This is a genomic window from Limnohabitans sp. Hippo3 (assembly GCF_003063665.1).
In the GTDB taxonomy this organism is placed as follows: domain Bacteria; phylum Pseudomonadota; class Gammaproteobacteria; order Burkholderiales; family Burkholderiaceae_C; genus Limnohabitans_A.
In genome coordinates this window covers 78,664-100,337 of sequence record NZ_NESF01000003.1, presented here as the reverse complement: position 1 = coordinate 100,337, position 21,674 = coordinate 78,664, and the positions used below count along the sequence as shown (strand labels likewise).

Below are 21,674 nucleotides of genomic sequence, written 5' to 3'. Positions count from 1 at the left end.
TCATGGTTGCGCCGTGGCCTTGGCCAAAGCAGACTGCGCCTGCGCCTTCATGGCTTCGCGCTCGGCGGTGGTGTTGGCCACTTTGTCGCGGATATAGAGCGGCATGGCCTGCTCGGCAGGCACGGCCAGACCCTGCGCCCACAAGGCCGGGGCCAGGCGCAGCAAAGCGACAGCGGTGGGCAGGGCCTCGCAGCGCCCGCCATCGGACGCCGCTTGGGGCAAGCGATGGCCATACGCGGCAAAGGCATTGCCAGCCTGCAGCACGGGCTGGCCTTCAGGCATCGCGACACTTTCGGGCGCGCCGACCCGCAGGGGCGTGGCTTCCTGCCAAAGCCCGGGGTTTGTCCCCGCCATGGGCTGCCAGCAGTAAACAGCGCTGTAGACCTCGTCCATGCGGGCATCCAAAAGGGCCAACACGGTGAGCGCGGCATCGGGTGCGATGGCCCCGGCTTGCACTTGCGCCCAACGCGCCTCCTCGGCCACGGCCAACAAAGTGTCAACGGGCAACACGGGCACATCGACCCCAAAGGCCAGACCTTGCGCCACCGCGCAGGCGGTGCGCAGGCCCGTGAAAGACCCAGGACCCCGGCCGAACACGATGGCGTCGAGCGAGGCCAGCGGCATGTTGGCTTCGGCCAGCAAGGCCAGCACGGCCGGAATCAAACCGCTGGAAGCTTGTGCGCCACCGGGCAAGGTTTGGGTCCAGACCTGCTCGCCGCGTGCCACGGCCAACGACAAGACATCGGTGCTGGTGTCAAAAGCCAGCCAGCGGCGCTCGGGGCTGGTGCTCATGGCTGGCCTCCGGCTGGCGAAGAAGCGGGGGCGGGCGCGGGGACGGCCACAGCTTTTTTGGCCTGCCGCACACCAAACAAGATGCCACTGGTCACCAGCGCCAGCCCGGCCAGCAAATTCCAGTGCATCGGTTCGCCCAAAAACCACACGGCACCGAGGGCCGACAGACCCGGCACCAGGGCCGTGATCATGGTCGAGCGCACCGGGCCATAGTGGCGCACCATCTGCGTGAAGGTGATGCCCGAAATGACCACCGAACCCATGCCCTGGAAGACCGCCTGGAACAGGACCTCGGTCCAAGGCACCTGCAGCAAATGGGTGGGCAACACCCCCAAGCCGATCAAGGTCAGGTACACAGGCACAAAACTGACAAACGCAAACGCGGTGATGGCCATGGTCGCTCGCACCGCATCCAGACCGTGTCGACGCACCATGACGCTGTAACCCGCCCAGCAGCAAGCAGCCGCCATGAACAACACATCGCCCTTCCAGACCTCGCCGCCGTCAAACGCCTTGAGCAAGCTGACACCCCCCACCAGCACATCGCCCAGCACAATGAAGCCCAGCCCCACTGCGCGGGCCGAGGACACTTGCTCACGCAGCACCAGCCAGGCCAGCAAGGTGGTCCACAAGGGCAAGCTGCCGGGCAACAACACCGAGGCGTGGGAGGCGGGCGCAAAAAAGAAGCCCGTGTAGGCCAACACGGCATAAAGCAAACCGCCCAACAAGCCGGCCTGCACGGTTGGGGCCAGGGGCAAAGGGGACAAGCCGCCCAAAGAGCCCACTTTTTGACCGGCCTGACGAGCAGAGCGCATCAACCACCAGGCCCAAGGCAGCAAGATGCTGCTGGCCCCGAGGATGCGGGCCAGCGCGATGTCCAGGGGCAGCAAGCCCCGAGACGCCGAAGCCCGCGCAATGACAATGAAACCCGTCCAGATGAGCACCGTGATGACCGCCGAAGCCAGGCCCACGGTTTTTGAAGAAAATCGCATGGCCCGAATCATACGGGGCCGCCGCCCACGCTTGCCCTTGGCGGCCCGAACACGGCCCATGCCCGTTAGACTTGCCCGATGACTGTCTCACGCGTCAAGCGACCCTTTTTATCCGCACTCGTCCACGCCACTTGCGCGGTGCTGGCCCTGAGCAGTGCGGTGGCCTGGCCTGCCAAGGCCCAAAGCAGCGCCCCAATCAACGACGACAGGACCCGCCAGACCCCTGCGGGTGACCCCGCACTGCCCCGGCATGTCCTGCAGACGCTGCACAAGGCCCAAGTTCCCCCTTCGGCCCTGAGCGTGCGCATCGCCCCCTTGCCCGATGGAGCTGCTGCCAATGGGGCAATGCCTAGGCAGTTGTCGCACCACGCACAAGCCAGCGTCAACCCGGCCTCGGTCATGAAGCTGTTCACCACTTATGCGGGCTTGAGCCTGCTCGGACCCGAACACGTCTGGCGCAACCGCATCTACACCGACGGCCCGGTGCGCGATGGCGTGCTGCAGGGCAACCTGATCGTGCGCGGCAGCGGTGACCCCAAGCTGGTGGTCGAGCGCCTCCAAGAGTTGCTGACCCAGGTGCGTGCAGCAGGTGTGCGCGAGGTGCGTGGCGACATCGTGCTCGACCGCAGCGTGTTCGATGTGCGCGAGCGCAGTGAGCCTTTTGACGACGAACCCCTGCGTCCCTACAACGTGGGGCCGGATGGTCTGCTGCTCAACTTCAAGGCCGTGGTCTACACCTTCACGCCCGATGCTCCCAGCGGCCAGGTGCAGGTGCGCTTTGAACCTCCCTTGGCCGGGTTCTCCGCGCCCACGCAACTGCCACTGAGCCAGGCCCCTTGCAGCGACTGGCGTCGTCAACTGCAGGCCGACTTCAGCCAGCCCCTGCAAGTGCGCTTTGCGGGCCGCTACCCCGCCAGCTGCGGCGAACGCGAATGGCCCGTGGCCTACCCGGACCCTGAAGCCTATGCGCCCCGCGTCATGCAGGCCTTGTGGCAGCAAGCGGGCGGGCAACTGTCAGGACAGGTGCGTTACGGCTCGCGCCCAGCCTCGGCCAAGCTGCTGCTGGAAGCGCCGTCCTTGCCCTTGTCCGAGATCATCAAGGACATCAACAAATTCTCGAACAACGTGATGGCGCAGCAGCTGTACCTGACGCTGTCGAGCGAATTGGGCGCACCCGGGCGTTTGGAGGCCTCGCGCCTGCGCCTGTCGCAATGGTGGCGTCAAGGCTTTGCCGGAGTTGACGAGCCGGTGCTGGACAACGGCTCGGGCCTGTCGCGCACCGAGCGGAGCACCGCGCATGCCCTGACAGCCTTGCTGCTGGCCGCGCACGCCAGCCCTCACGCCCGGCATTTTGTCGACTCGCTGGCCATCGCCGGGGTCGACGGCACCGCTGCCCGCCTCAAAGACCGCAGCCCACAGTCGCCTGTGATCGGCAACGCGTGGCTCAAAACCGGTTCCCTGCGCGATGTGGCCTCGGTGGCCGGTTATGTGCAAGGCCAAAGCGGCCAGCGCTACACCCTGGTGGCCGTGCTGCACCACCCCAACGCGCACCAGGCACGGGCTGTGCTCGATCAATTGCTCGAATGGACCGTGTGCGACTTGGACGCGAGCACCGCCAGCCGTCGGCCACCCCACACCCCAGAACGCAAGACCGCACAACGCAGTGCAGCACGTTGAACACACGACACCCGCACACGCAGGGACTTCCCCACATGAACCTCATTGACTGGGTCGGCTCCTTGGCCGCCTTCCTGACCACCGCCAGCTTCATTCCGCAAGCCTGGCAGACCTTTCGCACCCGCGACGTGAGCGGCATCTCGCTGGGCATGTACAGCCTGTTCACCATGGGCGTGGCCCTGTGGCTGGTTTACGGCATCTTGCTGGTGGCTTGGCCGATCATCATCGCCAACGCCATCACCACCAGCCTGGCGTTGATGATTTTGGTGATGAAGCTGCGTTACCGCTGAAGCCGCTTCAGGCCGCTGCCCGCTGCAGCCTGTCCCGCACGCCTTCCCACTCGGGCGTGTCGGGCGGCAGTTGCACCCAGATTTGCGAGACGCCCCGGGCATCCAGATCGCGCAACACACCGAACAAGTCGTGGGCGGCTTGCTCGGCCGTGGTGGCTTGCTGGCGCCACAACACACCCGCGCCCATGCCCTGCTCGCTCGCAGGACGCTCGGCAGACCACAGCCCCAGGTTGTTGGTGTGTGGCCCCAGGGCTTGCAGCTTCTGGGCAATGTCGGATGCCGACATCAGGCGCACCTTGGCGCGGGGTGCGTAGTGGGATTCCAGCGTGCCCGATGCACGGGGCGCAGGCTGGCCCAGCACCGCTTGCGGCGTGTCCTTGTCCAGCACGGCGCGGCCGCAAGCGACTTCAATCTGCACCCGCGTGATGTGCCCGGGCCGCAGCAACACCGGCTCGCCACGGGTGCAGTCGATGATGGTGGACTCGATGCCCACGTCGCAATCGCCACCGTCCAGAATCAACAAATCGGGGCCCAGCTCGGACTGCACATGGGCGGCGCTGGTGGGGCTCACGCGGCCAAAGCGGTTGGCACTGGGGGCCGACACCCCCAGTACGCCCAGCGGCAGGCAGGCCTGCAACAAAGCTTGCGCCACCGAGTGCGAAGGGCAGCGCAGCCCGATCGAGTCTTGCCCTGCCGCCGAAGCCGTGGCCACGCCACTTTGGCGCGGCAGGATCAAGGTCAACGGTCCGGGCCAGAAAGCATCCATCAAGCGCTGCGCAAACTCGGGCACCTGCGCCGCAAACAGCGGCACTTGGTCCCGGCTGGCCACATGCACGATCAGCGGGTGGTCGGCCGGGCGGCCCTTGGCCACAAAGATTTTGGCCACCGCCGCGTCGTCGCCAGCGTTGGCGGCCAGTCCGTACACGGTTTCGGTGGGCAAGCCGACCAACTGGCCGTCACGCAAAGCCTGTGCAGCCTGCGCGATGGCAGCATCCGAGGGACTCAGGATCATGGTGGTCTTTAAAACGCTTCGATGCCGAGCAAAGCGGCCGCTTGCAAGGCGGTGGCCCGCACGGCCTCCGGGGTGGCACCCGTGATGTTCAGGTGGCCCATTTTTCGGCCGGGGCGGGCCGACAACTTGCCGTAAAGGTGCAAATGCGTGCCGGGCAGCGCCAGCACCTGGCCCCAGGCGGGGCTGGTCGGGCCTTTGCCTGTGGGCGTGACTTCGGGCCACAAATCGCCCAGCAGGTTGAGCATGATCGCTGGCGAATGCTGGCGCGGCTGGGTGAGCGGCAAACCCGCCAGCGTGCGCACCTGCAGCTCGAACTGCGACTGGTCGCAGGCGTTCATCGTGTAGTGGCCGCTGTTGTGCGGGCGGGGTGCCATCTCGTTCACAACCAGCCGGCCGCCTTCCAGGATGAAAAACTCCACGCACAGCACGCCCACGTAGTTCAGACCTTCGGCAATGGCGCGGGTCGCGGCCACGGCTTGGGCGGCCAGGTCGGCAGGCACCGCGCCTTCGTACACGCTGGTCACGGCCAAAATGCCGTCGCGGTGCAGGTTCAGTTGCACCGGGAAGTTCACCATCTGCCCATCGGCCCCACGCGCCACGATGACCGAGCACTCGGCCTGCAAAGGCAGCATTTTTTCGAGCACGCAAGGCACGTTTTTGAATTGCCCCCAAGCCGCCGCCAATGCTTCGCGGGTCTTCACGCGGATCTGGCCTTTGCCGTCGTAACCCATGCGCGAGGTTTTCAAAATGCCCGGCAGCAAATCGTCGCCCACAGCCGCCAACTGCTCGGCCGTTTCGATCACGGCATGCGGCGCGACCGGCACGCCGCAGCGCACAAAGTGGGCCTTCTCGGCGGCGCGGTCTTGCGCAATCGCGACCGACTCGGAGGCCGGGGCCACCGGACGGTGTGCGCCCAGGGTCATCAGCGCGGGCGCCGGCACGTTTTCAAATTCGGTGGTGATGGCCGCGCAGCGCTGCATCAGCTGGGCCAGGCCCTGCTCGTCCAGATAATCGGTCTGGATGTGGTGGTGGCTGACCCGCCCGGCCGGACTGGCCGCATCGGGGTCGAGCACGGCGGTGAAGTAGCCCATGGCCTGCGCGGCGTGCACGAACATGCGGCCCAGCTGGCCACCGCCCATCACGCCCAAGGTGGCGGGTTGGCCATTGACCATGGAGCCCGGCAGAATCGCGCGGCTCATGCGGCACCCACGGGTGGCAAGGTCATGGCACGCGCAGCCGCAGTTTGCTCGGCACGGAAGGCTTCGAGCTTTTGGCGCAGCGCCGCATCGTGGTTGGCCAGCATGGCCACCGCAAACAGGGCAGCATTGGCCGCGCCCGCTGCACCAATGGCAAAGGTGGCCACGGGCACGCCCTTAGGCATCTGCACAATGCTATGCAGCGAATCCACACCCGACAGCGCCTTGGTCTGCACCGGCACACCCAGCACCGGCACCATGGTTTTGGCCGCGATCATGCCGGGCAAATGCGCCGCGCCGCCCGCACCCGCGATGATGGCCTGCAGGCCCCGCTCGGCCGCGCTCTGTGCATAGGCAAACATATCGTCGGGCATTCTGTGGGCCGAAACCACGCGGGCGTCGTGGGGGATGCCAAACTGTTGGAGAATCTGGACTGCGTGCTGCATGGTGTCCCAGTCGGAGCTGGAACCCATGACGACGCCGATGAGCGCTTGAGTCATTGGGTGCTTTTCGTGATCAATGTCGAATTTTAAGGTTTCACCCGCTTGGGGTCTGGAACACAACCCGGAACACTGCCCGCCATGATGGACGTCACGATACAAAACTTTGAAGCCGAGGTCATCGAAGCCTCCATGACCACGCCTGTGCTGGTGGATTTTTGGGCGCCCTGGTGCGGCCCCTGCAAATCGCTCGGTCCGATCCTGGAGCGGGTCGAGACCGCCTACGAAGGCCGTTTCAAGTTGGTCAAGATCAACTCCGACGAAGAGCAGCAACTGGCCCAGGCCTTTGGCATCAAAAGCATTCCGACTTGCGTGCTCCTCAAAAACGGTCAGCCGGTCGATGGTTTCATGGGTGCCTTGCCCGAAGGCCAGGTCAAACAGTTCCTGGACAAACACCTGCCCGCTACCGAAGAACTGCAGGCCCAAGCCGCCGCCCAGGAAGCCCAAGAGCATTTGCAAGCCGGTGACGCCCAAAGCGCCCGCGCCGCGCTGGAGCAAGCCCTGGCCACCGACCCGGGCAACGACGATGCCCGTTTTGACCTGGTCAAACTGCTGATCGGCCACGGTGAATTGGCCGAAGCCGCCGCCTTGCTGGCCCCGGCCATGGCCCGCATTCCGGTGCCGCTGCGCTTTGAGGCCCAAACCCAGTGGCTCAACGCTCTGGAATTCGTGACCAACGACCCCCGCGGCCAATGGGAGCTGGCCCAATTTGACGAACTGATTGGCCAGAACAAGCGCGACTTTGAAACCCGTTTTGCCAAAAGCCGCCTGTTGATCGCCGTGGGCCAATGGGAAGCGGCCATGGACGAACTGCTGGAAATCATCATGCGCGACAAGAAATGGGACGACGAAGCCCCGCGCAAAACCTTTGTCGCCCTGCTGGAGCTGATGACACCACCCAAACCCAAAACGCAAGACGCCACCGGCAAATCGGCCGGCGGCATTGAGCTGATGGGCAAAGCGGCTGTGCAGGAAGACCCGCTGCTGGCCATGATCTCCAGCTACCGGCGCAAGCTGAGCATGGCGCTCAACTGAGCACAGCTCAGCCCCCCATCCAAAGCCCGGTCCAGCAGCAGCGATGCAAGCCAACCGGGCTTTTTGACGACCGCGCCGCCAAGCGTCTCAGCGCGTCGCCCCGGCCTGACGCTCGATGTCCATGTGCATGCGCTGCAGCAGCCCGGCCCACATGAGCACCTCGCCCACTACAAACATCGGCCCCACCAACAAGCCCACTAAGTCGTCCACAAAGGCTGGTTTGCGGCCCTCGAAATAGTGGCCGATGAACTGGATGAGCCAGCCCACGAAGAACAGGCCCAAACCCGCCTGCCAAACCGCCAGCCCCAAAGCTTGCGCCAGGGGCGGCACCTCATGGGCGACCGCGATCAGCACGCCATTGACCACCGATGTGGCCACGCCCAGCAACAGATCGCCCCGGCTCAGGTACCACAGGCTGGTGAGGGCCCACATGGCCCAGGCCAGCGTCAGCGTCTGACCGGCCACCACCCAAGCCGGACCCAGCAGCAAAACGCCGATCGACAGAAAAATCAAGGGAATGCCCACCAGATGGGTGGCGATGTTGCGGCGATCGCGGTGGTAGTGGGCGTACTGCACCATGAGGGCGGTTGCGGGGCGAAAAAGTGTCATCCAACTTCCTTGCTCTGGCGAACAAAACGCCAAATGTAATACTTGTCGTTACAGACATTTACCGGTTTCAGGCCGACAGACGGTCGGTGTCTGTGCTTTGGCGGGACGATGCGACCTAGAATTTAACCATCACTTTCGAATTCATTTTTGCACCATGCCACGCGCCGAGCCCCTGATCACCCCTGAAGAGTTGCAATGCCTGCTCAGTGGTGCGCCTGCGCGCTCGGACGTGTCTGTCCGCAGCCTGCTGGCACAACTGCCCTCCCTGCATTTTGGCGCTGTGCTCTGGCTGGTCAAGGGCATTTTCCTGTATGCCGTGCTCATGAGCCCCGAAACCGCCAAGCTGGTAGACAGCAGCCGCTACCTGTGGATGCGCGGCAGCCTGGAGTTGCTTTGCCTGGGCGCTTTCTGGGGCGCGTCTTTGCACCCGCGTGGCCGCACGGTCGCCTGCGCCAGCATGCTCGTGGCCAGCACCACCTTGCTGCTCGATGCCATGACACTGCTGGCCTTCACCAGCTGATGGCCCAATTCCCAAGCAAAAGGCGCTGCCCAGCAGCGCCTTTTTTGTGTCCGACATGCTGGGGTTTCAGGCCATCAGCTTTTTCATGGCCTCTTCGTATTTGGCGGCGGTGTTCTCGATCACCTCACGCGGCAAGCGCGGCGCAGGCGGGGTTTTGTCCCAAGGCTTGCCATTGACTTGGGCGGTCTCCAGCCAATCACGCAAAAACTGTTTGTCGTAGCTGGGCGGGTTGGCACCCTCGGCATAACTCTCGGCGGGCCAGTAGCGCGATGAATCGGGCGTGAGCACCTCGTCCATCAGCACCAGGGTGCCGTCGGTGTCCAGGCCAAACTCGAACTTGGTGTCGGCAATGATGATGCCTTTGGCGGCGGCGATGTCTCGCGCGGCTTTGTAGAGCTGGATGCTGATGTCGCGGATGCGGGTAGCCAGGTCGGCGCCGATCATGGCCACGGTTTGCTCGAAGGTGATGTTCTCGTCGTGCTCGCCCACCGCCGCTTTGGCCGCCGGGGTGTAAATGGGTTCGGGCAGGCGGCTGGCATTTTTCAGGCCTGCGGGCAGCTTCACGCCGCACACGGCCTGGTTGTCCTGGTATTCCTTCCAGCCGCTGCCCGCCAGATAACCGCGCACCACCGCCTCGACCGGAATGGGTTTGAGGCGCTTGACCAGCATGGAACGGCCTTTGACCTGCGGCACCTCTTCAGCGCTCACCACGCTCTCGGGGGCTTCGCCAGTCAGGTGGATCGGGCAGATGTTCAGGCCCTTGGGGCCCAATTTGTCAAACCAGAACAGCGCCATCTGCGTGAGCAACACCCCTTTGCCAGGGATCGGCTCGCCCATGATCACGTCAAACGCGCTGATGCGGTCCGACGCCACCATCAGGATGCGGTCGTCACCCACCGCGTAGTTGTCACGCACCTTGCCACGCGCCAGCAGGGGCAAGGAAGTCAGGGCCGAAGTGTGGAGTGCAGAGGTCATGGCGAAACAGTCAGGCAGCAGCAAAAAAGAAAAAGGCCCGTTGAACAGTCAACGGGCCATTCGGCGTGATTATCGCAGACTGTGGGTGCGATCAATGGACCACTTGCGCCAGCTCACCCCGGGCGTAGCGAGCGGCCACCACCTGCAGGCTGTCGCCCTTGATCTTGGGGGCCTGGCCTTCGCAGCCGAACTCCAGATAACGCTGCTTGCAGATTTGCTTGGCGGCTTCGCGGGCGGGCTTGAGCCATTCGCGGGCGTCGAATTTGTCGGGGTTCTCGAACAAAAACTTGCGGCAAGCGGCCGTCATGGCCAGGCGGATGTCGGTGTCGATGTTGATCTTGCGCACGCCGTGCTTGATGGCTTCCTGGATTTCCTCGACGGGCACGCCGTAGGTTTCCTTCATCTTGCCGCCGTACTGGTTGATCAGGGCCAACAGCTCTTGCGGCACGCTGGACGAGCCGTGCATCACCAGGTGGGTGTTGGGGATGCGCTGGTGGATTTCCTTGACGCGGCTGATGGCCAAAATGTCGCCCGTAGGCTTGCGGCTGAATTTGTACGCGCCGTGGCTGGTGCCAATCGCAATGGCCAACGCGTCCAGGCCCGTGGCTTTCACGAACTGTGCCGCTTCTTCGGGGTCGGTCAGCATCTGGCTGTGGTCCAGTTTGCCTTCGGCACCAATGCCGTCTTCTTCCCCAGCTTCGCCCGTTTCGAGGTTGCCCAGGCAACCCAATTCACCCTCGACCGACACGCCCAGCTGGTGGGCCATGTCCACCACGCGGCGGGTCACATCCACGTTGTAGGCAAAGTCGGCCGGGGTCTTGCCGTCTTCGAGCAAAGAGCCGTCCATCATGACGGACGAAAAACCGAGGTTGATCGCGCCTTGGCAAACCGCCGGGCTTTGGCCGTGGTCCTGGTGCATGACCAGCGGAATGTGGGGCCACTGCTCGGTGGCCGCCTGGATCAGGTGCTTGATGAAGGGCTCGCCCGCGTATTTGCGCGCACCTGCGCTGGCCTGCAGGATGACCGGAGCGCCAACTTCGTCAGCGGCCATCATGACGGCCTGGACCTGCTCCAGGTTGTTGACGTTGAAAGCTGGAATGCCGTAGCCGTTGACGGCCGCATGGTCCAACAGCTCGCGCATTGAAACGAGTGCCATGTGAAATTCCCCAAAAGTTAAAAATGCATGCAGCCCGTGTCTGTACCCGGCCTGTAACTGTTCTGGATTTTAAAGGCCACTGGTGTTGGGTACAGATACTTTGTGGGAGCGCGCCACTGCGCGCGAAAGTATTCGGCCGCAGGGGCGGCCTCCTGCAAGGCCAGGGTCAAGCCACTTTGCAGATTTTCAGCATGTTAGTACCGCCGGGCGAGCCCATGGGCTCGCCACAGGTGATGGCGTAGACATCGCCCGTGCCCACGATGCCCCGGTTTTTCAGATGGGTTTCGGCCTCGGCCAGGGCCGTGTCGCGGTCGGCGCTGGTGTCCATCAAGAGGGGGCGCACGTTGCGGTACAGCGCCATCTTGCGCTGCGACGTGAGCTTGGTGGTCAGGGCATAGATGGGGATGTGCACCCGGTGACGGCTCATCCACAAGGCCGTGGAGCCCGATTCGGTCATGGCCACGATGGCTTTGGCACCCAGGTGGTGGGCCGTGAACAGCGCGCCCATGGCGATGGACTGGTCGATGCGGCTGAAAGTCTGGCCTTTGAAGTCGGCATCCAGTGCCGGGTCTTCGGCGTTTTCGGCGGCCTCACAGATCTTGGCCATCTCTTCCACCGTCTCGAGCGGGTATTTGCCTGCTGCGGTTTCGGCACTCAGCATGACGGCATCGGTGCCGTCCAGCACCGCGTTGGCCACGTCCGACACCTCGGCGCGGGTGGGCACCGGGTTGGTGATCATGCTTTCCATCATCTGGGTGGCGGTGATGACGACTTTGTCGTGCACCTTGGCCAGCTTGATCATGCGTTTTTGCAGAGCGGGCACCGCCGCGTTGCCCACCTCCACCGCCAGGTCACCGCGCGCGACCATGATGCCGTCGCTGGCGATCAGGATGCTTTCCAGGTGCGGGATGGCCTCGGCGCGTTCGATCTTGGCAATCAGCCCAGGCTTGTGGCCGTATTCGGCACCGGCCACATTGCACAGCTGGCGGGCCATTTCCATGTCGGTGGCGTTTTTCGGGAAGCTCACGGCCACGTAGTCGGCCTGCAGGCTCATGGCGGTTTTGATGTCATCCATGTCCTTGGCGGTCAAGGCCGGAGCGGTGAGGCCGCCGCCTTGCTTGTTGATGCCCTTGTTGTTGGACAGCTCACCGCCCAATTTGACGGTGGTGTGCACCTGTTCGCCTTTGACGGCCACGACGTTCAAAACGATCAGGCCGTCGTTGAGCAACAGCACATCGCCCGCTTTCACATCACGCGGCAGCTCTTTGTAATCGAGGCCCACACCGTGGATGTCGCCCGGCTCGGTGCGCGATGCGTCCAGCACAAAAGCCTGACCGGGCTCAAGCATGACCTTGCCCTCGGCGAACTTGCCCACGCGGATCTTGGGGCCCTGCAGGTCGGCCATGATGGCCACTTCACGGCCTGCGCGTTGCGAGGCTACGCGCACCAGTCGGGCGCGGTCCACATGGTCCTGCGCTTTGCCATGGCTGAAATTGAGCCGGACCACGTTCACCCCGGCGCGGATCATGGCTTCAAGCAGGGCGGGATCGCTGGAAGCAGGGCCTAGGGTGGCAACAATCTTGGTGGCGCGACGGGGCATTCGGACATCTCCATGTAATTTGATTTCAATTCTCACACGAAACGGGTTACACGCCAGGTTCTTTCCGATGGGCCCCACAAGACAAGACAAGACGCGCGACCCGGGGCATCGGGTTCAGCCCAACAAGGCCGAAGGTATACACCGATTTCTCCCTGCGATGGCCCTGAATTGATCCTTGTCAGCCCATGGAAACGTTCAGGCGACTAAACTTCAGCCTGAGCGATTTAACTTGAAGCGTCATGACCGCATTACACACACCGACCACGGCCCCCATCACACCGGACCAGCCTCTGCCGCACCGCAAGACCTTGCGCGAGTGGCTGATCCCCCTGTCCGAACGCAGCACCCTGCGCGCCTTTGTGCTCCTGATCCTGGACTACGCCCTGTTTTTTGCCCTGATTGCCGGCACCATCGCCCTCGAATCAATTTGGCTCAAAGTGGTGTGTGCCCTGGCCGCCGGTTTCGTGATCGGTCGCCTGTTCATCATCGGCCATGACGCCTGCCACCAGAGCCTGACCCCCCACCGCGAACTCAACAAGGTGCTGGGCCGCATCGCGTTTTTGCCCTCGCTGACCCCCTACAGCCTCTGGGACACCGGCCACAACGTGGTGCACCACGGCTACACCAACCTCAAAGGCGTGGACTTCGTCTGGACCCCGCTGACGGCTGCTGAATTTGAGGCGCTCAGCCCCATGCAAAAGCTGCTGGAGCGTGCCTACCGCAGCGGCTGGGCTCCTGGCCTGTATTACATGATCGAAATCTGGTGGAAGCGCGAGTTCTTCCCCAACAAGACCCACATGCCCACCCGCCGCCCGATCTTCTTCAAGGACAGCCTGCTGGTGACCTTGTTTGGTGCATTCTGGATCGCCACCATCGCCGCTGCGGCCGTCCACTCCGGTCAGTCGGTCTGGCTCTCGCTGTTGCTGGGTTTTGTGGTGCCCTTCTTCTTCTGGAACAGCATGATCGGCTTTGTGGTCTATGTGCACCACACCCATGTGAAAGTGTCCTGGCACGACAACAAGGCTGCCTGGACCAAGGCCGCGCCCTTCGTGTCGACCACCGTGCACCTGACATTCCCCTTCAAGATCGGCGCACTGATGCACCACATCATGGAGCACACCGCCCACCACGTGGACATGAGCATCCCGCTGTACCGCCTGAAGCAAGCCCAGGCCAAACTCGAAGAAATGCTGCCCGGCCGCATCATCGTCCAGCCCTTCTCCTGGAAGTGGTACTTTGAAACCGCCAAAAACTGCAAGCTGTACGACTTCAGCCGCGAATGCTGGACCGACTTCAAGGGCACGATGACCAGCCCGGTGCGCGGCAACCTGCCGCCTGCTGCACAAGCCTGATCGGGTCTTGGTCCGTAACAACAAAAAACCCCGCATGGCGGGGTTTTTTGTGGGCTGATCGTTTGTGAAAGGCCGCCCCTGCGGCCGAATGAATGCTGTGGCTCCGGCCAGCATTCGCAAGCAGGGGCTCGCGCCCACAAGGGGAAAAGCCGATCAGCCTGCGGCGCGTTTGGCCAGAATTTCGAAAGCAGGCAAGGTCTTGCCCTCCAGAATCTCCAGGAACGCGCCACCGCCTGTGGAGATGTAGCCCACCTGTTTGTCAATGCCGTATTTGGCAATCGCCGCCAGCGTGTCACCGCCGCCTGCGATGCTGAAGGCGCTGGACGCGGCAATCGCCTGGGCAATGACCTGGGTGCCATGGGCAAACTGATCGAACTCGAACACCCCCACCGGGCCGTTCCAGACGATGGTACCCGCCGCCTTGAGCTGCGCCGCCAGCTTGGCCGCCGTCTTGGGGCCAATGTCCAAAATCATGTCGTCGTCGGCCACATCGGTGGCTTTCTTCACGGTGGCCACCGCATCGGCGGCAAAGGTCTTGGCCACTACCACATCGGTCGGGATCGGCACTTCAGCGCCACGCGCCTTCATGGCCTCGATCACCGCTTTGGCTTCGCCCACCAGGTCGGCTTCGGCCAGGCTCTTGCCGATCTTCAGGCCCGCCGCCAGCATGAAGGTGTTGGCGATGCCGCCACCCACGATCAGCTGATCCACGTTTTGCGACAGGCTTTTGAGGATGGTCAGTTTGGTGGACACCTTGGAGCCCGCCACGATGGCCGCCAACGGCCGCTTCGGGTTGGCCAGAGCCTTGCCAATCGCGTCGATCTCGGCCGCCAGCAATGGGCCTGCGCAAGCGATGGGCGCGAATTGGGCGATGCCGTAGGTCGTGCCCTCGGCACGGTGGGCGGTGCCAAAGGCGTCGTTCACATAGATGTCACAGAGCCGGGCCATCTTGCGGGCCAGCTCTTCGTTGTTTTTCTTCTCGCCCTTGTTGACGCGGCAGTTTTCGAGCAGCACGACCTGGCCGGGGGCCACAGCGACACCGTCCACCCATTTGGCGACCAAAGGCACTTCACGGCCCAGCAACTCGCCCAGGCGCTTGGCCACCGGGGCCAACGAATCTTCGGACTTGAACTCGCCTTCGGTGGGGCGGCCAAGGTGGCTGGTCACCATCACAGCCGCTCCGGCGTCCAGCGCCATCTGGATGCAGGGCACGCTGGCGCGGATGCGGGTGTCTTCGGTGATGCTGCCGTCATCGGCTTGCGGCACGTTCAGGTCGGCGCGGATGAAAACACGTTGGCCGGCAGCCTTGCCGCTGGCGCACAGATCAGAAAAACGGATGACGTTCATGGAAAGACTTGTCCTGTATCGGGAAATTGGACTCGATTTTAAAAGCAGTGGCCGGGCACCGATTCGCAAGCAGGGGCTCGCGCCCATGGGACAGGGCCAGCCCTGCTCACCAGCCCAAGCCGAGGTGCAAAGGCAGATACACCGCCATGCCCCCCAAGATGGTGATCAGCACATCGCGCCGCCAAAAGTAAGCGGCGGCCCCCGCCACGGCGGCGTACAGGCGGGCGTCTTGCCAGGTGCTGACCAGCTCTCCCTGCACGGTGATGATTTCGGGAATGACCACCGCCGACAGGGCCGCGATCGGTGCGTATTGCAAGCCGCGCTGCGCCCAATGGGGCAAGTGCCAGGACTTGCTGGAGATGAAAAAGAAACTGCGCGTCAGCACTGTGACGAACGCCAAGCCGACGATCACCGCCAAAGACCACAGATCGGTAGCGTTCATGCGGCCACCTTGGGTGCGGGTCGGAATTTTTCGACCGTGAGGCACAGAATCACCGCCACGGCAATTGCCACAACGATGTTGAGTTTGAGCGGCAAGTGATAAGCCACCACAGCGGCCACGCCTGCGACAGCGGCCGACAGCATGCGCATGCGCGAACTGGCCAGCGAACACTGGATGCCCAGCAGGCACAAAATGCCCGCAAAGCCCAAGCCCCATTCGGGGGGGATCAGGTTGGCCAGGCCCACGCCCAGCAAACTGGCCACGATCCAGCTGGTCCAGTTGAGGAAATAGTTGCCCGCCAGATAGGCCTCTTGCCCGGTGCGCTCGTCGTCGGTGTTGGCAGGGTGCGGGTAATGGCGGGTGAACAGCACATAGGTGATGTCGGCGGTGAAATAGCCGTGGCACATGCGCTGCCAGCGCGGCAGGTGCATCAGATACGGGCGCAGGTGCAGGCTGAACACCACAAAGCGCAAGTTCACACAAAAGCCGGTCGCCAAAATCACCCAGGCCGGGGCCCCCGCCACCAACAGCGGAATCGCTGCCAGCTGCGAGCTGCCAGCGAACACCAGCATGGTCATGGCCACGGCCTCGAACACGCTCATGCCCGACTTGACCATGGCCACCCCGGTCATCAAACCCCATGCGGCGATGCCGGGCGCTTGCGGCGCCAGGTCGCGCAGGCCTTGCCAGTACTCGGTGCGGCGGTAAAGCGTAGGCCGGAAAAACATCAGGCCACCAATCGCTGACCCGGCTGCAAAGGGCAACCGCGCAAAAAGTCGGCCGCGCTCAGGCGTTTGCCGCCGGGGCGCTGCAGTTGCATCAGGCACAGCTGGCCTTCGCCGCAGGCCACACGCACGCCCGACGCATCGGCGCTGAGCACGGTGCCCGGCTGTGCCGTCCTTGGGGCCGCCTCGGTCACGGCTTGCCAGATTTTCAAGGTTTCCACGCCGGAGGCGGTCGCCAGCGGCACGGTCATGCCCGGAAACGGGTCAAAGGCCCGGATGCGTCGCGCCAGCACTTCAGCGCTCAAAGCCCAGTCGAGCGCAGCTTCGGTTTTGTCGATCTTGTGCGCGTAGTTCACACCTCCCAGGGGCTGCGGCCGACGGGGCAAGCTGTCCAACCTGGCCAGCGCCTGCACGATGGCCTGTCCGCCCAAAGCGGCCAAACGGTCGTGCAGCACGGCGGTGGTGTCTTCTGGGGCAATGGCGCAAGGCAAGACCAGCAGCATGTCGCCCGTGTCCAGGCCCGCGTCCATCTGCATGATGGTGATGCCGGTTTGCGCGTCGCCCGCCTCGATGGCGCGGTGGATGGGCGCTGCACCCCGCCAGCGCGGTAACAAAGAGGCGTGGATGTTCAGGCAACCCTTGGGGGGCAAGTCCAGCACCCATTGGGGCAGGATCAGGCCGTAAGCGGCCACGATCATGGCGTCGGCCTTGGCGTCCAGCAGGGTCTGGCGGGCTGCGGCGGCGTCTTCGGGGTATTTGCCGTCCAGGCGCAGGCTGCGTGGCTGGGCGACGGGCACATGGTGGTCCAAAGCCCATTGCTTGACGGGCGAAGGCTGCAGTTTCATGCCGCGCCCGGCCGGCCGGTCGGGCTGGGTCAACACCAGCACGATCTCATGGCCTGCGGCGTGCAGGGCGGCCATGGCCACCTGGGCAAATTCGGGCGTGCCCGCAAAAATCAAACGCATGAACGGTTCTTCAAAAAGAATCAGCGCCCGGCTTTTTGGGCTTTGACCATTTTGGTCTTGATGCGGCCTTGCTTGAGCGGCGAGAGGTATTCCACGAACACCTTGCCCATGAGGTGGTCGAGTTCGTGCTGGATGCAAATGGCCAGCATGCCCTCGGCCTCGATGGTGCGGCTTTGGCCATCGCGGTCCAAGGCCGTGACCTTGACTTTTGTGGCGCGCTCCACGCCGTCGTAAATGCCGGGCACCGACAGGCAACCCTCTTCGCCCTTGACGCGCTCGTCGTTCATCCAGGTGATCTCGGGATTGATCAGCACCATGGGCTGGTTGCGCTCTTCAGACGTGTCGATCACCACCAGCCGCTCGTGCACATCGATCTGTGTGGCCGCCAGGCCAATGCCGCCCGCTTCGTACATGGTCTCCAGCATGTCGTCGATCAGGGCGTGCACGCGGGCATCCACCGCCTGCACGGGCTTGGCCACCTTGTGCAGGCGGGGGTCGGGGTAGCAAAGGATGGGGAGCAGGGCCATGGCATCAACACGGAAAGGAAATCAGGGGTCTATTGTCCCCAATTTCCGAAGCACCTGCCGGGGGCAGGGCGCATCTTGGGGGACGGGCGTCTTCAGCGCCCCGCGGAACAAGCCGCAAACAGGTCCAACTCGGGTTTGGCCAAACGGGTGCTGACCTGGCTCAGGCTCAGCATCGAGTGGAACAGGTGGTCGTGCGACAAGGGCTTGGCGCTCTGAGCTTGCAGGCAATCCATGCGCCAATTGCGCTCACGCTGCAGCGGTTTGGACAGCCACACCAGCATCGGCACATGGATCTGTTCTTTGGGTGCCAGGCTGTAAGGCATGCCATGCAGGTACAGGCCTTTTTCGCCCAAGGACTCGCCGTGGTCCGACACATAGATCAGCGCAGTGGGACGCGACTGGGCCTGCAGCCACTTCACCGTTTTGGCAATGAAATGGTCGGTGTAAAGAATGGAGTTGTCGTAGGCGTTGACGATGTGCTCGGGTGGGCAGTTTTGCAGCGCATGGCTGTTGCACTCGGGATGGAAGGGCTTCATCGCTGCGGGCGAACGCTTGTAATAAGCCGGTCCGTGGCTGCCCATCTGGTGCATCACCACCACGGTGCCTTGGGCCCGTTTGGCCGGGTCCAAGGCCGCCAGCTGCTGAGGCAGCTCGTGCAGCATCACCTCGTCCAGACACTCACCGTCTTTGCAAAACTCGGGCACTTTCAGTGCCGTGGTCGCCACATTCGGCACCCGGTCGCACACGCCTTTGCAGCCCGACTGGTTGTCCAGCCACAACACCGCCAAACCGGCACGCTGCAGCACATCCAGCACGCTCTCATAACGGGCTTGGGTGTCTTCGTAGGCCGCTTTGCCCAGATGGGAAAACATGCACGGCACCGACGCCTGGGTGCTGGTGCCACAGGATTTCACGTCCGAAAAATAGACCAAGTCGCCTTGCGCCTGAATTTGGCGCAACTGCGGGGTGGTGTCGCGGGCATAACCGCCCAAACCAAAATTGGCGGCCCGGGCCGTCTCGCCCAAAATCACCACCACCAGTGGTGCCGAGGCCTCGCTGGCCGGGGCCACGCGCAAGCTCGCGTCTTCGCCGATGACCTGCAGCGGCTGCGCCGCCACGGTCGCCTGCCCGACGGCCAGGCGGGTCATGCCGTAAACACTGTTGAACGGGTTGATCATGTAGCGCAACTGCTTGTGGTTGCGCGTGAGCGAAGCGATGTCCTGAAACGACATCCAGAAGAGCCCCAGCGCCACCAAAAAAGCCAACAAGGCCACGCCCAGCTGACGCAGCAGCAGCGGCTTGGCCGACACCGCGCGAACAGGCTGACGCCAGAGCCACACCCCCGGCAGCACCACGCCGATGAGGACCGCCGCGAGCATGGGCCAGGACAGCAGATCGCGCACCTCACGCACATCGGTCTGCGCCACGTTGGCCAACATGCTCGAATCGATGACCACGCCATAGGTCAACATGAAGTAACTGCTGGACGTGACCGTCAGCAGCAGGGCCAGGCCCGCAGGCTTGAGCCAGCGAGGCCAAACCCACAGGCACAAAAACCAGACCAGCAACGCCAACAAAATCAGCCACAGGCTGCCCATGGTGGCCAGCGCACCCCAGCCATGGGTTTCCGGCAATTTCCAGATGGCCATCCAGAACGGCAAATTGCCGATGGTCGCCAGCCAAAGGGCCAAAACTGCCAGCAAACGGGTGGGGTGCCAGGCGGTGCGCTCAGAAAGAAGCTTCATGCAGTGGGCATTTCAAGATATAAACGGGCTCGATTCTAGACAGGGCACCTGAGCCCCTGCTGAAGCAAGCCCTACAGCGCTTACAGGTGAACGCAGGCATGCGACAGCGAGGTCCTCAGCGCGGCTTCATCCAGGGTCTGTTTAATCTCATACATCGCCTCCGCCCCGAAAGTCGTATGCCCCGTCTTGATACCCACCCACTGCCCATGCGTGAAGACTCGCCCTTCAGACAACTGGGTTTGTTCACAGGTTTGGCGTTGCTGGCTCTGCTGGCTTGGGATGTGTCGGGCCTGGACTTGCGTGTGATGCACTGGATCGCCCGCCCCGAGGGCTTCGCCCTTCGCCACAACTGGTGGATGGAGCACCTGCTGCATGACCAGCTGCGGCGTGCAGCAGTCCTGTTCTATCTGAGCGTGTTGGCGATGGTGTGGCTGCCCGTGGGGCGATTCAAGGACTTGAGCAAGCTCCAAAGACTCGAAATCGGGGTGGGCATCACCTTGGGACTGGGGCTGATCAATGTCCTCAAACGCTACAGCCTGACCAGCTGCCCCTGGGACCTGAGTGCTTTTGGAGGTGTGGGCACCTATGTCTCACATTGGCAATGGGGCCTGAGCGATGGCGGATCGGGGCATTGCTTTCCCGGCGGACATGCCTCTTCGGCTTTCGCCTTTGCAGCCCTCAGCTTGCCCTGGCTTGTCTCTGACTCTGATCGGGATCGACAATGGGGCACACGGATTTTGTGGGGTGTCATGTTGCTGGGTGGCGCTTTGGGCGCAGTGCAGACCCTGCGCGGTGCCCATTACCCCAGCCACACGCTGTGGACCGGCTTCATGTGTTGGAGCGTGGCTGTCATCAACCACCTCGGCTTCGGCTACTGGCGGCGCAAGACCCTGATGAGTCCCCCTGCCCCCGTCACTTGAGACCAACAACCCACGCTTGGCGGACTCGCTGGTTTGAACCACAATGCCTCCACAGACAGCCTGCAGGCTGCACAGGGAGACAAGATGGTGAACACCCGCGAAGAGTTGGCCGGCTGGCTGCGTCTGGCGCTCACACCCGGCGTTGGGCCCGATGCCGCCAGGCGACTGCTGGCCGCTTTGGGGCCGCCGGACGCCATTTTTGAACAAGGCGAATCGGCTTTTCGCCAAATCGTATCCGCCCTGCAAGCCAAGGCCTTGTGCGAAGCGCCGCCGGGTTGGCACGAACTGACCGATGCAACCTGGCAGTGGCTACACGACTCGCCAGACCCCGCGGTCTCGCGGGCCATCGTCACCCTGGGCGATGCCGACTACCCCGCCACCTTGCTCGACATCCCCGACCCGCCCCTGATGTTGTATGCCCTGGGCCAGACCGCACAACTGCAGACACTGCAGACCGAACAAGCGCTGGCCATGGTGGGCAGCCGCAACCCCACACCCCAAGGTGCGGCCAACGCCCGCGATTTTTCGCGGAGCCTGGCCGCCAGTGGCCTGACCATCGTGTCAGGACTGGCGCTGGGCGTGGACGGTGCGGCCCACGAAGGCGCCTTGCTCGGCGCCGCTGCAAGCAGCCTGGCCACCATCGCCATCGTGGGCACGGGCCTGGACCGGGTCTACCCGCGCCAACACCGCGAGCTGGCGCATCAGATCGCCCTGCGCGGCCTGATCCTCAGCGAATACCCATTGGGCACGCCACCGCTGGCACCCAACTTTCCGCGCCGCAACCGGCTGATCTCGGGCTTGTCGCAAGCCACGCTGGTGGTCGAAGCCGCCTTGCAATCGGGCTCGCTCATCACCGCCAAACAAGCGCTGGAGCAAGGCCGTGACGTGATGGCCATCCCCGGCTCGATCCACTCGGCCCAATCCAAGGGCTGCCATTTGCTGATCAAACAAGGGGCCAAACTGGTGGAGTCTGCCCAAGACGTGCTGGAAGAACTGCGCCTGCCCGATCCGTTTGCGCAACGTTCACTCGCGCTGGAGGATTCACCCAGCCACGATGACGCGGTCAGCAACGAACCACCCGAGGATGCCTTGCTGCACGCCATGGGCCACGACCCGGTGAGCCTGGACGCGCTGCAAGCGCGCTGCGGCTGGAGCACCGCACAACTCCAGGCGCAACTGCTGGAACTGGAGTTGATGGGGCAGGTCGGGCGCCTGCCGGGGGGCTTGTTTCAGCGGGTTGGGACAGGGTGAGGGGTGCGTTGCCCAGCACTTCATACGGGGCCATGCCTTGTGCCTC

Annotated in this window: 22 protein-coding genes; 7 read left to right on the top strand and 15 right to left on the bottom strand. The window is 63.6% G+C overall.

Going from position 1 to position 21,674, the window contains the following annotated elements; translation table 11 throughout:
- Positions 1-792: a tRNA (adenosine(37)-N6)-threonylcarbamoyltransferase complex dimerization subunit type 1 TsaB gene (tsaB, locus tag B9Z34_RS06300; RefSeq protein ID WP_108427265.1), complete on the bottom strand. Its 792-nt coding sequence runs from the start codon at positions 790-792 to the stop codon at positions 1-3.
- Positions 789-1,784, bottom strand: a complete 996-nt coding sequence (locus B9Z34_RS06295; protein WP_108427356.1) for a DMT family transporter — start codon at positions 1,782-1,784, stop codon at positions 789-791. The genes tsaB and B9Z34_RS06295 overlap by 4 nt, the downstream gene beginning before the upstream one ends.
- A 78-nt stretch (positions 1,785-1,862) precedes the next feature.
- On the opposite strand from B9Z34_RS06295, the gene dacB reads away from it, so the two are divergent.
- Together dacB and B9Z34_RS06285 are read left to right on the top strand one after the other, a co-directional pair.
- The gene (gene dacB / locus B9Z34_RS06290) at positions 1,863-3,461 is read left to right on the top strand and encodes a D-alanyl-D-alanine carboxypeptidase/D-alanyl-D-alanine-endopeptidase (RefSeq protein ID WP_108427264.1); all 1,599 of its coding nucleotides are present in this window, start codon (positions 1,863-1,865) and stop codon (positions 3,459-3,461) included.
- A gap of 35 nt (positions 3,462-3,496) precedes the next feature.
- A complete protein-coding gene (locus B9Z34_RS06285) occupies positions 3,497-3,751 on the top strand; it encodes a SemiSWEET transporter (RefSeq protein WP_108427263.1) in 255 nt (84 codons plus the stop codon).
- A gap of 7 nt (positions 3,752-3,758) precedes the next feature.
- Here B9Z34_RS06285 and B9Z34_RS06280 read toward each other — a convergent pair whose 3' ends face one another.
- From B9Z34_RS06280 to purE, 3 genes are read right to left on the bottom strand one after another with little or no spacing between them, the layout of a single operon-like run.
- Complete coding sequence (locus tag B9Z34_RS06280; RefSeq protein ID WP_108427262.1) at positions 3,759-4,763, bottom strand: L-threonylcarbamoyladenylate synthase; 1,005 nt, start codon at positions 4,761-4,763, stop codon at positions 3,759-3,761.
- A gap of 8 nt (positions 4,764-4,771) precedes the next feature.
- The gene (locus B9Z34_RS06275) at positions 4,772-5,962 is read right to left on the bottom strand and encodes a 5-(carboxyamino)imidazole ribonucleotide synthase (RefSeq protein WP_108427261.1); all 1,191 of its coding nucleotides are present in this window, start codon (positions 5,960-5,962) and stop codon (positions 4,772-4,774) included.
- Complete coding sequence (gene purE / locus B9Z34_RS06270; RefSeq protein ID WP_108427260.1) at positions 5,959-6,459, bottom strand: 5-(carboxyamino)imidazole ribonucleotide mutase; 501 nt, start codon at positions 6,457-6,459, stop codon at positions 5,959-5,961. The genes B9Z34_RS06275 and purE overlap by 4 nt, the downstream gene beginning before the upstream one ends.
- A gap of 81 nt (positions 6,460-6,540) precedes the next feature.
- Here purE and trxA point away from each other — a divergent pair, with 81 nt between their 5' ends.
- Entirely contained in the window at positions 6,541-7,494 is a 954-nt protein-coding gene (gene trxA, locus B9Z34_RS06265; RefSeq protein ID WP_108427259.1) for a thioredoxin, read from the top strand.
- Between the two features lie 87 nt (positions 7,495-7,581).
- On the opposite strand, the gene B9Z34_RS06260 is transcribed toward trxA, so the two are convergent.
- Complete coding sequence (locus B9Z34_RS06260) at positions 7,582-8,103, bottom strand: DUF962 domain-containing protein (RefSeq protein WP_108427258.1); 522 nt, start codon at positions 8,101-8,103, stop codon at positions 7,582-7,584.
- Positions 8,104-8,257: 154 nt separating this feature from the next.
- On the opposite strand from B9Z34_RS06260, the gene B9Z34_RS06255 reads away from it, so the two are divergent.
- A complete protein-coding gene (locus B9Z34_RS06255; protein WP_108427257.1) occupies positions 8,258-8,623 on the top strand; it encodes a hypothetical protein in 366 nt (121 codons plus the stop codon).
- Positions 8,624-8,689: 66 nt separating this feature from the next.
- On the opposite strand, the gene B9Z34_RS06250 is transcribed toward B9Z34_RS06255, so the two are convergent.
- From B9Z34_RS06250 to pyk, 3 genes are all read right to left on the bottom strand, one after another.
- Positions 8,690-9,598 (bottom strand): phosphoribosylaminoimidazolesuccinocarboxamide synthase, encoded by a 909-nt coding sequence (locus B9Z34_RS06250; protein WP_108427355.1) that lies wholly within the window; start codon positions 9,596-9,598, stop codon positions 8,690-8,692.
- 91 nt (positions 9,599-9,689) lie between these two features.
- Complete coding sequence (fba, locus tag B9Z34_RS06245; protein ID WP_108427256.1) at positions 9,690-10,754, bottom strand: class II fructose-bisphosphate aldolase; 1,065 nt, start codon at positions 10,752-10,754, stop codon at positions 9,690-9,692.
- Positions 10,755-10,920: 166 nt separating this feature from the next.
- On the bottom strand, positions 10,921-12,354 hold the full coding sequence (gene pyk / locus B9Z34_RS06240; RefSeq protein ID WP_108427255.1) for a pyruvate kinase: 1,434 nt from the start codon (positions 12,352-12,354) through the stop codon (positions 10,921-10,923).
- Between the two features lie 239 nt (positions 12,355-12,593).
- Here pyk and B9Z34_RS06235 point away from each other — a divergent pair, with 239 nt between their 5' ends.
- Entirely contained in the window at positions 12,594-13,706 is a 1,113-nt protein-coding gene (locus B9Z34_RS06235; protein WP_108427254.1) for a fatty acid desaturase, read from the top strand.
- 153 nt (positions 13,707-13,859) lie between these two features.
- On the opposite strand, the gene B9Z34_RS06230 is transcribed toward B9Z34_RS06235, so the two are convergent.
- The 6 genes from B9Z34_RS06230 to B9Z34_RS06205 form a co-directional block, all read right to left on the bottom strand.
- Positions 13,860-15,053 (bottom strand): phosphoglycerate kinase, encoded by a 1,194-nt coding sequence (locus B9Z34_RS06230; protein ID WP_108427253.1) that lies wholly within the window; start codon positions 15,051-15,053, stop codon positions 13,860-13,862.
- A gap of 106 nt (positions 15,054-15,159) precedes the next feature.
- Positions 15,160-15,495 carry an AzlD domain-containing protein gene (locus tag B9Z34_RS06225; protein ID WP_108427252.1) on the bottom strand — a complete coding sequence of 112 codons (336 nt, stop codon included), beginning with the start codon at positions 15,493-15,495 and terminating at the stop codon, positions 15,160-15,162.
- On the bottom strand, positions 15,492-16,223 hold the full coding sequence (locus tag B9Z34_RS06220; RefSeq protein ID WP_108427251.1) for an AzlC family ABC transporter permease: 732 nt from the start codon (positions 16,221-16,223) through the stop codon (positions 15,492-15,494). The genes B9Z34_RS06225 and B9Z34_RS06220 overlap by 4 nt, the downstream gene beginning before the upstream one ends.
- On the bottom strand, positions 16,223-17,185 hold the full coding sequence (gene fmt / locus B9Z34_RS06215; protein ID WP_108427250.1) for a methionyl-tRNA formyltransferase: 963 nt from the start codon (positions 17,183-17,185) through the stop codon (positions 16,223-16,225). The genes B9Z34_RS06220 and fmt overlap by 1 nt, the downstream gene beginning before the upstream one ends.
- Before the next feature lie 20 nt (positions 17,186-17,205).
- Positions 17,206-17,712, bottom strand: a complete 507-nt coding sequence (def, locus tag B9Z34_RS06210) for a peptide deformylase (protein WP_108427249.1) — start codon at positions 17,710-17,712, stop codon at positions 17,206-17,208.
- 92 nt (positions 17,713-17,804) lie between these two features.
- On the bottom strand, positions 17,805-19,457 hold the full coding sequence (locus B9Z34_RS06205; protein ID WP_233249447.1) for a phosphoethanolamine transferase: 1,653 nt from the start codon (positions 19,455-19,457) through the stop codon (positions 17,805-17,807).
- Positions 19,458-19,663: 206 nt separating this feature from the next.
- On the opposite strand from B9Z34_RS06205, the gene B9Z34_RS06200 reads away from it, so the two are divergent.
- Positions 19,664-20,377, top strand: a complete 714-nt coding sequence (locus B9Z34_RS06200; RefSeq protein WP_108427248.1) for a phosphatase PAP2 family protein — start codon at positions 19,664-19,666, stop codon at positions 20,375-20,377.
- A gap of 84 nt (positions 20,378-20,461) precedes the next feature.
- The gene (dprA, locus tag B9Z34_RS06195) at positions 20,462-21,628 is read left to right on the top strand and encodes a DNA-processing protein DprA (protein WP_108427353.1); all 1,167 of its coding nucleotides are present in this window, start codon (positions 20,462-20,464) and stop codon (positions 21,626-21,628) included.
- The last annotated feature ends 46 nt before the right edge of the window (positions 21,629-21,674 follow it).

Coding starts and splice junctions, on each gene's coding strand:
- tsaB (WP_108427265.1), bottom strand. CDS start 792: ATGAGCACCAGCCCCGAGCGCCGCTGGCTGGCTTTTGACACCAGCACC.
- B9Z34_RS06295 (WP_108427356.1), bottom strand. CDS start 1,784: ATGCGATTTTCTTCAAAAACCGTGGGCCTGGCTTCGGCGGTCATCACG.
- dacB (WP_108427264.1), top strand. CDS start 1,863: ATGACTGTCTCACGCGTCAAGCGACCCTTTTTATCCGCACTCGTCCAC.
- B9Z34_RS06285 (WP_108427263.1), top strand. CDS start 3,497: ATGAACCTCATTGACTGGGTCGGCTCCTTGGCCGCCTTCCTGACCACC.
- B9Z34_RS06280 (WP_108427262.1), bottom strand. CDS start 4,763: ATGATCCTGAGTCCCTCGGATGCTGCCATCGCGCAGGCTGCACAGGCT.
- B9Z34_RS06275 (WP_108427261.1), bottom strand. CDS start 5,962: ATGAGCCGCGCGATTCTGCCGGGCTCCATGGTCAATGGCCAACCCGCC.
- purE (WP_108427260.1), bottom strand. CDS start 6,459: ATGACTCAAGCGCTCATCGGCGTCGTCATGGGTTCCAGCTCCGACTGG.
- trxA (WP_108427259.1), top strand. CDS start 6,541: ATGATGGACGTCACGATACAAAACTTTGAAGCCGAGGTCATCGAAGCC.
- B9Z34_RS06260 (WP_108427258.1), bottom strand. CDS start 8,103: ATGACACTTTTTCGCCCCGCAACCGCCCTCATGGTGCAGTACGCCCAC.
- B9Z34_RS06255 (WP_108427257.1), top strand. CDS start 8,258: ATGCCACGCGCCGAGCCCCTGATCACCCCTGAAGAGTTGCAATGCCTG.
- B9Z34_RS06250 (WP_108427355.1), bottom strand. CDS start 9,598: ATGACCTCTGCACTCCACACTTCGGCCCTGACTTCCTTGCCCCTGCTG.
- fba (WP_108427256.1), bottom strand. CDS start 10,754: ATGGCACTCGTTTCAATGCGCGAGCTGTTGGACCATGCGGCCGTCAAC.
- pyk (WP_108427255.1), bottom strand. CDS start 12,354: ATGCCCCGTCGCGCCACCAAGATTGTTGCCACCCTAGGCCCTGCTTCC.
- B9Z34_RS06235 (WP_108427254.1), top strand. CDS start 12,594: ATGACCGCATTACACACACCGACCACGGCCCCCATCACACCGGACCAG.
- B9Z34_RS06230 (WP_108427253.1), bottom strand. CDS start 15,053: ATGAACGTCATCCGTTTTTCTGATCTGTGCGCCAGCGGCAAGGCTGCC.
- B9Z34_RS06225 (WP_108427252.1), bottom strand. CDS start 15,495: ATGAACGCTACCGATCTGTGGTCTTTGGCGGTGATCGTCGGCTTGGCG.
- B9Z34_RS06220 (WP_108427251.1), bottom strand. CDS start 16,223: ATGTTTTTCCGGCCTACGCTTTACCGCCGCACCGAGTACTGGCAAGGC.
- fmt (WP_108427250.1), bottom strand. CDS start 17,185: ATGCGTTTGATTTTTGCGGGCACGCCCGAATTTGCCCAGGTGGCCATG.
- def (WP_108427249.1), bottom strand. CDS start 17,712: ATGGCCCTGCTCCCCATCCTTTGCTACCCCGACCCCCGCCTGCACAAG.
- B9Z34_RS06205 (WP_233249447.1), bottom strand. CDS start 19,457: ATGAAGCTTCTTTCTGAGCGCACCGCCTGGCACCCCACCCGTTTGCTG.
- B9Z34_RS06200 (WP_108427248.1), top strand. CDS start 19,664: ATGCGTGAAGACTCGCCCTTCAGACAACTGGGTTTGTTCACAGGTTTG.
- dprA (WP_108427353.1), top strand. CDS start 20,462: ATGGTGAACACCCGCGAAGAGTTGGCCGGCTGGCTGCGTCTGGCGCTC.